Source organism: Paenibacillus sp. JCM 9796 (assembly GCF_055379675.1).
The window spans coordinates 25,661-38,652 of record NZ_AP043723.1 but is presented as its reverse complement, the minus strand read 5'-3'; the positions used below and the strand labels follow the sequence as shown (position 1 = coordinate 38,652).

12 protein-coding genes are annotated in these 12,992 nt (G+C 57.1%); 9 read left to right on the top strand and 3 right to left on the bottom strand.

Going from position 1 to position 12,992, the window contains the following annotated elements; translation table 11 throughout:
- The first annotated feature begins 3 nt into the window (after window positions 1–3).
- Both ACZ439_RS00175 and ACZ439_RS00170 read left to right on the top strand, forming a co-directional pair.
- Complete coding sequence (locus ACZ439_RS00175; protein WP_127605768.1) at window positions 4–900, top strand: TIGR01777 family oxidoreductase; 897 nt, start codon at window positions 4–6, stop codon at window positions 898–900.
- Between the two features lie 13 nt (window positions 901–913).
- Window positions 914–1,219 (top strand): hypothetical protein, encoded by a 306-nt coding sequence (locus ACZ439_RS00170; protein ID WP_054796457.1) that lies wholly within the window; start codon window positions 914–916, stop codon window positions 1,217–1,219.
- A 55-nt stretch (window positions 1,220–1,274) separates the two neighbouring features.
- On the opposite strand, the gene ACZ439_RS00165 is transcribed toward ACZ439_RS00170, so the two are convergent.
- On the bottom strand, window positions 1,275–3,428 hold the full coding sequence (locus ACZ439_RS00165; RefSeq protein ID WP_464620458.1) for a DNA topoisomerase III: 2,154 nt from the start codon (window positions 3,426–3,428) through the stop codon (window positions 1,275–1,277).
- 182 nt (window positions 3,429–3,610) lie between these two features.
- Here ACZ439_RS00165 and ACZ439_RS00160 point away from each other — a divergent pair, with 182 nt between their 5' ends.
- Entirely contained in the window at window positions 3,611–4,591 is a 981-nt protein-coding gene (locus ACZ439_RS00160; protein WP_127605774.1) for a helix-turn-helix transcriptional regulator, read from the top strand.
- Here the strand turns inward: ACZ439_RS00160 and ACZ439_RS00155 are convergent.
- On the bottom strand, window positions 4,588–5,067 hold the full coding sequence (locus ACZ439_RS00155) for a GyrI-like domain-containing protein (RefSeq protein WP_054796458.1): 480 nt from the start codon (window positions 5,065–5,067) through the stop codon (window positions 4,588–4,590). The genes ACZ439_RS00160 and ACZ439_RS00155 overlap by 4 nt on opposite strands.
- Before the next feature lie 176 nt (window positions 5,068–5,243).
- Between ACZ439_RS00155 and ACZ439_RS00150 the strand changes: the two genes are divergently transcribed.
- The 6 genes from ACZ439_RS00150 to ACZ439_RS00125 all read left to right on the top strand — a co-directional run bounded on the left by ACZ439_RS00150 (window position 5,244) and on the right by ACZ439_RS00125 (window position 11,194).
- Complete coding sequence (locus ACZ439_RS00150) at window positions 5,244–5,930, top strand: class I SAM-dependent methyltransferase (RefSeq protein ID WP_054796459.1); 687 nt, start codon at window positions 5,244–5,246, stop codon at window positions 5,928–5,930.
- Complete coding sequence (locus ACZ439_RS00145) at window positions 5,920–6,783, top strand: carbon-nitrogen hydrolase family protein (RefSeq protein ID WP_372812798.1); 864 nt, start codon at window positions 5,920–5,922, stop codon at window positions 6,781–6,783. Before ACZ439_RS00150 ends, ACZ439_RS00145 begins: the two co-directional genes overlap by 11 nt.
- Window positions 6,784–6,827: 44 nt before the next feature.
- A complete protein-coding gene (locus tag ACZ439_RS00140; RefSeq protein ID WP_155614150.1) occupies window positions 6,828–7,481 on the top strand; it encodes a GNAT family N-acetyltransferase in 654 nt (217 codons plus the stop codon).
- Window positions 7,482–7,839: 358 nt separating this feature from the next.
- A complete protein-coding gene (locus ACZ439_RS00135; RefSeq protein WP_174817560.1) occupies window positions 7,840–9,225 on the top strand; it encodes an MFS transporter in 1,386 nt (461 codons plus the stop codon).
- Between the two features lie 68 nt (window positions 9,226–9,293).
- Window positions 9,294–9,911 carry a superoxide dismutase family protein gene (locus ACZ439_RS00130; RefSeq protein ID WP_054796461.1) on the top strand — a complete coding sequence of 206 codons (618 nt, stop codon included), beginning with the start codon at window positions 9,294–9,296 and terminating at the stop codon, window positions 9,909–9,911.
- 188 nt (window positions 9,912–10,099) lie between these two features.
- Window positions 10,100–11,194: a DUF3900 domain-containing protein gene (locus ACZ439_RS00125; RefSeq protein WP_464620457.1), complete on the top strand. Its 1,095-nt coding sequence runs from the start codon at window positions 10,100–10,102 to the stop codon at window positions 11,192–11,194.
- A gap of 46 nt (window positions 11,195–11,240) precedes the next feature.
- On the opposite strand, the gene ACZ439_RS00120 is transcribed toward ACZ439_RS00125, so the two are convergent.
- Window positions 11,241–12,974: a vWA domain-containing protein gene (locus tag ACZ439_RS00120; protein ID WP_127605786.1), complete on the bottom strand. Its 1,734-nt coding sequence runs from the start codon at window positions 12,972–12,974 to the stop codon at window positions 11,241–11,243.
- Window positions 12,975–12,992 lie beyond the last annotated feature (18 nt).

Here is a 12,992-nt window from a genome sequence, read left to right as displayed (position 1 = left end):
AACATGAAAGTTGCAATTGCAGGAGGAACCGGTTTTATCGGTCGTCACTTGACCCAATACTATATTCAGCAGAAGGCGTCGGTGGTCGTAGTCGCGCGAAAGAAGCGCAAACCGGACCATCCGCTCGTCCGATATGCGACTTGGGAGGAGCTCGAGACGAGCTTGCTGCCCCTTGAAGGCGTGGACGCGATCGTCAATTTAGCCGGGGAGACGATCAATCAGCGCTGGACGGCAGAGGCGAAGGCCCGTATTCTGCAATCGCGGCTCGATTCGGTGGCCAGCGTGCAATCGTGGATCGAGCGGATGGAGCGAAAGCCGGTATTGATCAACGCATCCGGCGTAGCCATATACGGGACGTCCGATTCGGAAACGTTCATCGAAGAGAGTGAATGGAAGAAGGACGATTTCTTGGCGAGCGTTGTCGACCAATGGGAGATGGCGGCGGAGCATATTCCGGATACCCGGGTCGTGCTGCTGCGGCTAGGCGTTGTGCTCGGCAAAGACGGAGGCGCTTTCCCGAAGATGATCGCACCGTTCAAATTCGGCCTGGGCGGGCGGATCGGTACGGGAAGACAGCCGTTATCGTGGATCCATATCGACGATTTGTGCCGATTAATCGATTTCTGCATCGAGCATGAAGAGATTGAAGGGCCGGTCAACGCGACGACGCCGATGGCCGTAACGAACGATGCCTTCGGCCGGGCGGTGGCGTCCAAGCTGAAGAAGCCCTACTTGTTCCCGGTCCCCGCGTTCATGATGAAGATGCTGTTCGGCGAGATGTCGATGCTGCTGCTGCAGGGGCAGAAGGTTTTTCCGTCGGTTGCCGTGAAACATAACTTCCATTACCTGTATCCGGTTATCGAGATGGCGCTGGAAGATTTGCTCGCGGACAAAAAGTGAAGGGGAACGGTACATGTTGACATACGGCAGCACGGATATACAAGAATTACAATTCGTACACCTGTCCCATACGCTCGAACGCCGAAACGAGCAATGGTTCGATATTTACGTCAGCTTCGACCTTATCGATCCGTCGCTCCTCCCGGAAGGAATCGAAGAGCTGGGCGCTCTGCTCGTTTGCACAGCGAACGGTTTGCTTGTCGAGATCGCGCCGCAGGATGAGGGCAGGGATTGCGAATACCAGTTTACGGAGTCGGAGAAGGAGCAGCTCCGCCGGTATTTTCAAGCGCAAGTGCTCCCGGAGTTGAATAAGGGTTAAACCAAGAGCCCCGAAACGGATTATTCCGATCGGGGCTTTTGGCTGCGATTCCGCTTTACTTTTTCTTCTCCATCGCAGCGCGAAGGGCTTCCTCCAGGCTGGAGCCTAGCGAGACCTTATCGCTGTACTGTTCGGCCAGCTTCGATTGCTGCCGCTTCCCTGCTCGGCCGCCGGGGGCATCCCCCAGCATTTCGACGACATTGCAAGGCCGGCACTGCGCGTACTTCCCCGCTTTGCCGTTATGAATTTCCATCTTTTTGCGGCATTGCGGACAACGTTTATTCGATAACGGCGCTTCCGCGGCACGCTTGTAGCCGCATTCGCGGTCGATGCAGACGAGCCTTTTGCCGTGTTTGCCTTTGATTTCCTGCAACGACTTTCCGCATTCCGGGCAGCGCGAGTTGGTGAGGTTATGCGGCTTGTACTCGGCCTCGCTCGCTTTGACATCCCGTACGATCGATTCGGTTTGCTTCCGGATGCGGTTCATGAACGACTGCGCATCCCCTTGACCGGTCGAAATGCGCTGCAGCTCCTGCTCCCAGGCGGCCGTCAATTCCGGCGAACGCAGCTCCGGCACCACGAGCTCCATGAGCTGAGCGCCTTTGCCCGTCGGCTGCAGCGTATTCATCCGCCGTTCGATCGTATCGGTCGACAACAGCTTCTCGATAATATCGGCTCGCGTGGCCGGCGTCCCGAGCCCATGCTTTTCCATGATGGAAAGCAGTCCTGCTTCCGTATACCGGGAAGGCGGTTTGGTCATTTGCTTATGCAAGGACAGGCGGACGTTGTTCAGCGCCATCCCTTTTTGCAGCGCAGGCAGCGTCTGGACCGCGTTCGAGCCGTCGGCGGCATCCCGGTCGTCGCTTTCCTCGTCATCCGCCGAGTGGGACCAGGCCGCCTCCTCGTACATGCTGCGCCATCCTTTGTCGCGGACGACGCGCCCCTTCGCATGAAAAGCTTCGCCGCCAAGCTCGATGACGACAGCCGTTTCATCGTAGCGGTAAGCCGGGTAGAACAGCGAGATGAACCGTTTGACGATCAGGTCGTACAATTTTCGCTCATCGGCGCTTAAGTTGTTCAGCTGCGGGCGTTCATCGGTTGGGATGATCGCATGGTGATCGGTCACCTTCGAATCGTCGGCGATCCGCTTGGTGACCGGTAAAGGCTTCGCCAGCAGCGGCTTGACCAGGCCGAGGTAAGGTTGTACCTGAAGCGATTTCAGACGGCCCGGCAGCGTCGGTACGATGTCGTTGGAAAGGAAGCGGGAATCCGTTCGCGGATAGGTGACAAGCTTGTGCTGCTCGTACAAACGTTGGAGCACGTTCGACGTCTGCTTCGCCGTGAAGCCATACCGTTTATTTGCGTCCCGCTGCAGCTCCGTCAAGTCGTAGGCAAGCGGATGAGGCTCCTGCTTCTCCGTCATTTTCAGCTGGCTCACCTGCGCCGCTTGGGTGCGGTTCAGCTTGGCGAGCAGCGCCTCGGCCGCGGCTTTGTCGAACAATCGGCCGTCAGGGTGGGCCGAGCTGCGCCATGTCGCTTGGAAGGAGCCGAAGTCGGCCCGCAGGAGCCAATAATCTTTGGCTTGGAACGATTTGATTTGCTTCTCGCGTTCCATCATCATGGCGAGCGTCGGCGTCTGTACCCGGCCGGCGGCGAGCTGGGCGTTATGCTTGCAGGTAAGCGCACGCGTCAGATTTAAGCCGATCAGCCAATCCGCTTCCGCCCGACAGACGGCGGACCGGTACAGCGGATCGTAGGCCGTACCCGGCTTCAACGACGCGAAGCCGTCGCGAATCGCCTTGTCCGTCTGCGACGATATCCAAAGCCGTTGGAACGGCTTGTTCCAGCGAACCAGCTCCATGATCCAGCGGGCGACGAGCTCGCCTTCACGGCCGGCATCGGTAGCTATAATAAGCTGGCCAAGATCGCTGCGTTTCGCAAGGCTGGCTATCGCCTTGAATTGAGGCGTCGTCTCACGGATCACTTTCAGTTTCATTTGCCTCGGGATGAGCGGCAAATCCTCAAGCCGCCATTCCTTATAGCTCGGATCGTAATCCTCCGGCTCTGCTAGCGTCACTAAGTGACCGAGCGCCCAAGTGACAACGTAACCGGCGCCTTCGTAGTAATGCTTATGCTTTTGCCCGCAGCCCAGCACCCGCGCAATCTCCTTGGCGACGCTCGGCTTCTCGGCTAATACCAATGATTTCATAAGGACTCCTTTCAACCGTAAAGAGGCAAGCGGCTGTTCTTGTTCCTCTCAGTTGTAACATATTTTCAGGAAGTCCGCTAACTTTCTTGAGATAAGACTGACAGAACTTGTCATAGTTATCATGTATAATGAAGAGAATCGTCGATGGGGACGAATCGCTCGATGTGAATGGAGGCGCCCGGGTGTCCAAATCCAAGAGACTGCTCGAGTTAATGATTGCCGTCAATAAAAAACGGAAGTTTACGGTTCGCGAGTTGGCCGAAGAGTTTCAAGTTTCTTCGCGGACGATAATGCGGGATTTGCAGGTGTTGGACGATCTCGGCTTACCGTTGTATGCCGAATACGGTCCGCACGGCGGCTACCGGGTGTTGAACGAACGGCTGCTGCCGCCGATCATGTTCTCGGAGCAGGAGGCGGTGGCGATGTTCTTCGCCTACCAGTCGCTGCAGCATTACGGCGCGCTCCCGTTCAGCGAGGAAGCGGTGACGGCGCTTACTAAATTTTATTATTACTTGCCCGACGACACGAAACAGAAGATTGATAAAATGAAGCGGCGGGTCATCTTCTGGACGCCGAAGCGTCAGGCCCCCGTACCTTATTTGCAGTTGTTGCTGGATGCCGCGCTGCAGCAGCGTCCGCTGCGCATCCATTACGATTCGCGCGATGGCGCGAAGGAACGGTCGATTCAACCGATCGGCGTTTATTCACACAACGGATATTGGTATTGTCCGGCTTACTGCTTTCTCAAAAGCAAGTACCTGCTGTTTCGCGCGGACCGCGTATTGTCGGCGGTGTGGGCGGGCGAGGATCATCCTACGGTCGATCTGCAAGATTTCCCGATCAATCAATGGTTCATGCCGCCGGATGAGAGGAGAGAGGGGACGGCGTCCGGGAGCATGAGCAAGCTTAAGATCGAAGCGAAGCTTACGGTGAACGGGGTGCGGCGGTGCCGCTGGGAGTCGTGGTTTCAACAAGAGCTGCAGGTGGACGAGAACGGAGAAGGCAGGCTGCAGCTGCTCATCGAACCGAACGAAGCGGATTATTTTGCCCGGTATTTCCTCACTTTGGGAGCGGACGTCGTCGTTGAGCGGCCTGCCGAGTTCGTTCATTTGATTCGGCAGGCGCTGTCCGAACTGATGCGTGTGTATAACGTAAAAGACTAACCGACGTTCAACACGGGAACGTAAATGTCGAAGGCGCTGTCCTCGGCATCGACCCCGGTGTAACGCTCGTCGTACCATTCGAATTCAGGTGCGGCTGCACGGGTATATTCGCCGTTCTCCCCGAGCCATGCATAAATGGCCGGGTACGTTGCCGCAAGCCCTGCTACCGGTCCGAGATGGGTGAAGACGGCATACGTGTGCGGCTCCAGCTCCAACGCCTCGAGGCCGTCCGGAACGGCGTCTGGAAGCCGTGAGACAAGCACCCCGGCCACATAATCTATCGTTCCCCTAGAGGGATCGGCACAGAGCGACAGCCCTAGCGTGACGGGGCCGTGGCCTTCAATTTCATGCCGTCTCGACGCGAAGACGCCCCATTGTTCGGCAATGGTCGGAATCGGAGCGCCTTCCGTCAGGCGGTGCGTCTGTTTAATACCGACAACGTACAGGGACGGTTTGCTTTGAATTTGAGGTATCATAGAAATCTCTCCTTAACGGTAGGGGTGGTTGGATTATGTACAAACCAAGCATAACGTATAACTATGACATTTTCGGTCATGGTTAGTTCGTTTTTTTTCATTTTTGGAGTTACGGTGCGCTGGATGATATAATACTCGAACAAGGGGTTGTTTGGGAAGCGAGTGAAGCTGGGGGCATGAATCCGAGGGAACAGTTTGGTCCGATCGATATTTATTTGTTCGATCAATTGTTGAAAGGCCGTATAGCTCCCGGGATGCGCATATTGGATGCCGGATGCGGGGACGGGCGCAATCTCGTCTATTTCCTGCGCGAAGGATATGACGTGTACGGGGTGGATCGTGCGGAGAAGGCGGTCCGAAGCTTGCGGCGAACGGCGTCGGAGCTGGCCCCGACGCTGAGTGAGGATCGGTTTCGGATCGAACCGATTGAGAAAATGAGCTTTGCCAACGATACGTTCGATGTGGTCATTGCTTGTGCCGTCTTGCATTTTGCCGAGAATGACGCTCACTATGGACAAATGGTATCGGAGCTGTGGCGGGTGCTGAAGCCGGGCGGACTGCTGTTCGCGCGGCTGGCGTCGAAGATCGGGATCGAGGGCCGGGTCGAGCCGCTCGGAAACAGGCGGTACAAGCTGCCCGATGGAAGCGAACGTTACTTGGTCGATTCGGAGACGCTGCACCGGTGGACGGAGAAAATGCATGGCGTATTCGTCGAACCAATCAAAACGGTGCAGGTCGAAGACCTGCGCTCCATGACGACCTGGTGCGTGAAGAAGCCGCATATCTTGTTTTTCGATCCGATTGAGGAAACCGCATCGGAAGAACCTACTAATGAAGAGAGGGAGCATTCGCATGAAGCTTAGAGTATCTGCCGTACAGTATCATCTACATACGATTGGAAGTTTTGAGGAGTTTGCCGCCCAGGTGGAGCATTATGTGAAAACGGCCGCCGAGTTCGATGCCGATTTCGTGTTGTTTCCTGAGCTGTTCACCACGCAGCTGCTGTCGATCGGACAACCGGACAGGAAGGAACAGGCGCTGCCGATTACAGCCCTGCCGGGTTTCACTGAGCGTTACGAGGCGTTATTCGCCGGGCTGGCCCAGAACACGGGTATGCATTTGATCGGCGGTACGCATATTATCGAGGAGAACGGCAAGCTGTACAACGCGGCTTATTTGTTCTACCCGGACGGCCGCATCGAGACGCAGCGGAAGCTGCACATCACGCCGACGGAAGTGAAGGAATGGACCATGGGCGCCGGAGACGGTCTGCAGGTATTTGACACGGATAAAGGGCGGATCGCGCTGCTCATTTGTTACGATATCGAGTTCCCGGAAATCGTGCGAATGGCGAAAGCCCGCGGGGCGGATGTCATCTTCTGCCCTTCGTGCACGGACGACCGGCACGGCTTTCACCGGGTTCGATATACGTGTCACGCCCGCGCGATCGAGAACCAGGTGTACGTCGTGACGACCGGCACCGTCGGCTCGCTGCCAACCGTTGATTTCATGCGCGGCAATTACGGGCAAGCTGCGATCATCACGCCGAACGATGTGCCGTTCCCGCCGGCTGGCATCATGACGGTCGGGGAGATCAACGACGATATGGTGATCACCGGAGATTTGGATCTGGACTTGCTGTATGAAGTGCGGGAAAAAGGTTCGGTCACAACGTGGCGCGACAGGAGAACGGACTTGTACACCGATTGGAAATAGGAAGGTGTGTGACTAGCGTGAGCTTAACCTTGTATCGTAAGGAAATGTACGTCTTCGACCAAGACCGTCCGGTGAAGGCCGTCATTCGCTCTTACACGGAAGCCGATTTCGACGGGCTGATTCGTATCCAGCAGGAAAGCTTCCCGCCGCCATTCCCGTCGGAGCTGTGGTGGAACCGCGAGCAGCTTGCCAATCATGTGCGGCTGTTTCCGCAAGGGGCGCTATGCGTCGAGATCGACGGTGAGCTGGCAGCCTCGATTACCGGACTTCTCGTCAACTATGAGCCGGGCGACCCGGATCATAGCTGGGAGGAAATCACCGACGGCGGGTATATTCGGAACCATCAGCCGGACGGCAACACGCTGTACATCGTCGATATTTGCGCGCGGCCGGCGTACCGCAAGCTGGGTTTAGGCAAATGGCTGATGATGTCCATGTACGAAACGGTCGTTGATTTGAAGCTGGAACGGCTGCTCGGGGGCGGGCGTATTCCCGGTTACGGACGTGTCGCCGATCAGATGACGGCCGAAGCTTATGTGGAGCAGGTGATGGAAGGCAAGCTGAAGGACCCGGTCATGACGTTCCTGCTGCGCTGCGGCCGCACGCCGTTGAAGCTTGTTTCGAACTATTTGGAGGATGACGAGTCGCGCAACTATGCGATGCTGATGGAATGGCGAAATCCGTTTCGCCGGAAGTAACGCCGCAGAGATGCTTAGATGCTTAAGGGAACGAGTAAGCTGCAAGAACAAGTGCTAGTGTACGTTCCGGAAGGAAACAGGTTGCTGTGAGAAGAGCAGGTCGTCTTGACCTGCTCTTTTCAGTCTGCGCGTTCCGAGTGTACCTGTATTAGCGGAGCTCCGGTGCGCTATTGAGCCAAAGGAAGCAGGTTGGTCAAGCGTCCAAGCAGCGGAAAGTGAAAGATTTTCACACAAATTTCATATACATTTATTTTGACGAAGTATAAAAAAAGAACGATAATGAGATTTATAACTCGAAAAAAGTTCATATCTTTACTTTATGAAGCGAGGAATCAAACAAACGAAATGAGGCGCTGTTATGGATCATGCGTTGACCAAACAACAGGCCGGGGAAAAGCTGCTCCGTGTCTTGGTGTTCACCTTAATTATTTCTGTGATGAATGCATCGATGTTTAATGTCGTGCTGCCGGAAATCAGCCGTCAGTTTCAGCTGTCGGCTTCGCAAGTCAGCTGGATTGTTACCAGTTATATGATCGTGTATGCGATCGGCTCCGTCACCTTCGGCAAGCTGGCCGATAAATACCGGTTGAAAGATTTGCTGACGTTCGGCCTTATCTTTTTTACGTTAGGCTCCATTGTGGGATTGGCGGCGACACATTTTTGGATGATTATCGCAGGAAGGATCCTCCAAGCGACGGGAGCCTCCGTCATCCCAGCAACGGCGATGATCATTCCGGTACGTTACTTTGCGCCGGAGAAACGCGGACGCGCGCTGGGCACGACGGCGATCGGACTGTCGCTGGGAGCCGCACTCGGGCCGATCGTATCCGGCTTCGTGACAAGTTTGGCGAGCTGGCGGCTGCTGTTCGCCCTGTCGATTTTGTCGCTGCTGACGCTGCCGTTTTACCGCAAGTATCTGGATGACGAGCGCGGCCAAGTCGGCTCCATCGATTTCGTCGGCGGACTTCTGCTCGCGGGTACGGTTGCTGCGCTGCTGCTGGCGGTAACGCTGTCCGATTGGAGCCTGGCCGCGATCGGCGCCGTCTTGTTCGTCTTGTTCGTGGTCCGCATCCGCAGCGCTGCCGAGCCTTTCGTCGATCCAGCGCTGTTCGCGAACAAATCGTATACGTTCAGCCTGCTGATCGCTTTTCTGGCGACGGGCTTTATGTTCGGCATTGCTTATACGACGCCGCAGCTGTTGTCGAACGTGAACCACCTGAATCCCGCCGTCATCGGTTTCGCGATGTTTCCGGCGGCGATCGCCTCAGCCTTGATGGGCCGGCGGGGCGGGAAGCTGGCCGACGAGAAGGGCAATTCATTCCTGGTCTACACGGCGGCTCTGCTGCTTCTGATTTGTTTTCTCGCCTTATCTACGGTTGCGGGATTGTCGCCATACTGGATTACGTTGTTTCTCGTGTTCGGCAGCATAGGCCAAACGTTCATGCAAATCGCCATGTCCAACACGGTATCTCGAACGTTATCGAAGGAGCAGGCAGGCGTCGGCATGGGGATGTTCTCCATGTTGAACTTTATATCGGGAGCGGCGACAACCGCTTTGATCGGCAAAACGCTGGATCTTGGCGCCCCGTCGATTCAGTTCAATCCGCTGTTCGGGACGCGGGACGGCTTGATTTACAGCAACATTTTCGTATGTCTCGCGGTGGTGCTCGGCTTAGTACTTGTCCTGTACGCAACGCTACTCGGCCAGCGGCGCAAAGATTTCAAGCCGGCCCGCCAGGGATAACGGTTTAAACTTCCTCCGAAACGGTAACAATGAACGATGGAACATTGGAACCTAAGGAGAAATGAAGAATGAACAAATCGATGTTAGGGTTGTGCATTGCGGTCGTAACGATGCTGATCGCCAGCGGCTGCGAACGTTTATCCGTGCCTTGGATCGGTGCTGACGCCAAAGCCAGGCACGGGCATGAGACACAGCAGCCGGACGACAGTACGGCCGTCATGGCGAAAGAAGCCAAGCCGGTCAGCATCAATATGATCGGCACGAAAGGAACAACGGTCGGCACGGCGACGCTGACCCAAACCGCCGAAGGCTTGCGGATTCGGCTGGAGGCCAGCGGATTAACCCCGGGCGAGCACGGGTTTCATGTCCATGAAACCGGCGCATGCGCCGCACCGGACTTCACGACGGCAGGCGGTCATTTCAATCCGGACGGTCACGCGCATGGGCTGGAAAGCTCATCAGGACCACATGCCGGCGATTTGCCGAACCTTGTGGCAGATCAGCAGGGCGTCGTGAAAGCGGAGGTGGTAGCCAAGTCGCTGACGCTGGAGAAGGATAAGCCGAACTCGGTATCCAAAGCGGGCGGTACGGCGCTGATCATTCATGAGAAAGCGGACGATAACAAAACGGGGCCTTCGGGCAATGCCGGCGCTCGCGTCGCCTGCGGGGTCATCTCGGCCGGATAAGCCGCGCGTTCGGCACGCGTGACGATGAACGCATTCGCTTCCAACGGAAGCGGATGCGTTTTTTGGCATGCGCGGGCGCAGCCTCGCATCTCATTTCCACTAGAGACAACAGGCCGCTCTGTTGTATACTAAAATTCGGTCTTTTCTTATAGGTGGATTGGAATGGTAGAGGAAGGCGGGAACGACGCATGAAATTTGACGTTGATTATATTTCATTTTTTGTCATTCAGGTGGATGGGGAAGACGGGCAGGGGGGCAAGCGGAGCAAGCATTTCATCACGATGGATGCCGAGGATTATGCCGTAAGCGAGCTGAGCGACTTTCTGGACGGCGAATTCGGGAAGACGGCCAAGCGGAAAGCGGAACGGCATCCGAAAGCCGAGCAGGTTCCGACCAAAATCGGGCGCTTTATCGTGGAACCGGGCTACGAGCTGGACAGCAACCCGAACTACAATTTATTCGCGAGATTGCGTATGGCCGAATCGATCGATGCGTTCATGGGCCATGCGGACGAGCTCGTGACCACTTATATGGATGCGAGCGCAATACGGGGCGGCGCGATGTTCGTCGTGCGGGCGCGGTACAGCCAGCTGTTCGATGAGCCGTTTCTGTTCGTGTTCAAATGCGACTTTGAGCAGAAAATCGCCCGCATTACGGACGAGCGCAGTTTGCTGAACCGGGTGGAAATGGCCATCAACGCCAAAAACATGAAGTCGATCATGTATCCGCATATGCCGGAGCCGGGCATGATGGACCACTGGGAGCTGAAAATTCACCAGTCTTCGCACGCGCGGTATTTCGAAGATTTTTTAAAGTTTGTCGAGTACGAGAAGTCCGTTCCCGAACTGATGAACGAGCAGGTGCTTGGCTTTGTGCAGCAGTATGTCGAGCAGGTGTACGAGGATAACGTTGAGGCAAAGGAACGGGAAATGGAAGAAATGGAGCTGTGGGCCCACAGCGAGAAACGCGAGCTGCAGGAAAAATGGGAAGCGGCGCAAGTGATGGAGGCGACATCGATTATGGTGGAGCAAAAGCCGGATCTTGATATGAAAATCAAGCTTGGGCACATGTCCGTGCGCGCGCTGCTTGCCGACTACGGAGACCGGCTGCATATTGCGAAGCTGGGCGACCGGTATGTCGTGCTGCTGGAAGCCGAAGCGCTGCAGTTCGACCAGGGGATCTCTCCGGTCGAGCTGTTGCTGCCGGAATCATTGGAATCGCTGGTCCATCGCCTGCGGCAAAAGGTAGAGGAGGAAGGCCGCGAAGCCGTCCTGCCATATTAAACCAACAAGGCTGTCTCCCTGCGCCGGCAGGGGAGACAGCCTTGTTCTATTGGGGCGCGGCCCGGCCCGTACGCCGCGCCTTGAATACATCCAGCAGCAGGTCATGCTGCTGCTGCGTTTCCCAAGTCGCGGCGAAGCGCACTTGGTGCGACACGCCGGCGATGTCGTAGCGCTGCGCCAAATGCTGGCGCGCGCTGCCGACGATCAGCGTGTGCAGCCGCACCTGCTTCGCTTGTCCGAGCGACGCCAGCGCATCGCGCACCGGCGGAGAGACGGCGCCGACGCCGTCGGTCACCATGACGAAGTCGGCGTCATGGTAGCGCGGCTGCGAAGCGACGATTTCGATGCCGCGGCGGATCGGCGCATCGAAGTGGGTGCCGCCGCCGAAGGCGAGCTGCGTCAACGCATAGAACGCCGCCCAGTTCGGCTTGTTCCAGTAGAGCGGATGCTCGAGCAGCTCGCCGCGGGCACCGAAGATCATCAGCAGGAAGTCGCGCTTCTCGAGCATGGCGAACGCCGCGAACGTGGCGACGAACAGCTGCGCAACCCGAAGCTTGGCGCCGCGCATCGAGTGCGACGTGTCAAGCATGCAGATGACGGGACCTTTCTCGGGCTCCTCGGACTTACCGGCAATGTTGTAGCTGAGCAGCTTGCGCTCCAGCCATTTCACCATGAAATACGCCTCGTAATCCGGATCGGCCAGAAGGCTCGCTTCGGAAGGCAGCATGCGGGCGATGTCGCCGGATTGGCGCAAATCGTCGTAGCTTTCGGGGATACGGGGGGCATGCACCTTTTTCCGGACAGCTTTGAACTGCTGCACCTGACGGCCCACCTCCTGCATGAACGCAACCAGGTCGGGATACCGCTTCAGCTTCTCGATCCATTCCAGAAAACGGGCATACGGCTGCCGCTGCAGCCGTCCCAGATCGCTCCCCCAGCGGCGGTTCGCCACACGCTGGCTGGCCTGGAGCAAGTCCGCAAGCGCCAGCGTCTCGGTTTGCTCGCTGCCGAGCGAGGCCCGAAGCGCTTCATTCAACCACGAGCCGAGCTGCTCTTCAAGCTGCTTGAACGTTTCCTGTTCTTTCCTGCGCAGCCGCTCCAGCTGTTTCTCCGCGTGCTTCAGCTCCTGTTCGGCCTTGGCCAGCTTCGTACGCAGCTTGTCCCGGCGCAGGAAATCGGTGCGCATCTCCTCCTGCAGCGAGCGGACGCGGCTGGCAAGCGCCTCGATCTCCGAGGCGACGAGAGGCCTGGCGTCGAGGGCGGCCTGCTTGTCCTCGACGTTCCGCTTGCCCTGCTGGAGCGTATACCCGACCAGGCGCAGCTTCTCGATCTGCTTCTCCGACAGCTGCTCCTGCACCTGCTGCGAGGGCTCCTGGCCCTGCTGCTTGTTTTTCTCGCTCAGGCCGATCGTCCGCAGCTGCTGCTCCTCCTGTAGGCGGCGCTTCACCTCGTCTTCGAAAGAGGAGGTGAGCCACATGAGCGCTTTGAGCGACGTTTTGAACGCCGCGTTCACTTCCCCGGTGGTGAGCGGATGAAGGGAGCGGTAGAAGTGCTGCTTGCGCAGCTCCCGGACGAGCCAGCGGTGGAAAGGCGTCGCCTCCGCATGCGCATCCTCGGCAGGGCGGGCCAGATAGAAGCACATGTAAAAGTCGGCGAACAATTCGATCGAGAACCAGGCGGTGCGCTTCTCCGCCTCCCGGATCCATTCTTGCGCGGTGCGGGAGGAGGTGACGTAACCGTCAAACACATAGCGGTCTATCCGGGTGGAACGAATGATCATAACGTCTCCTCACAGGTC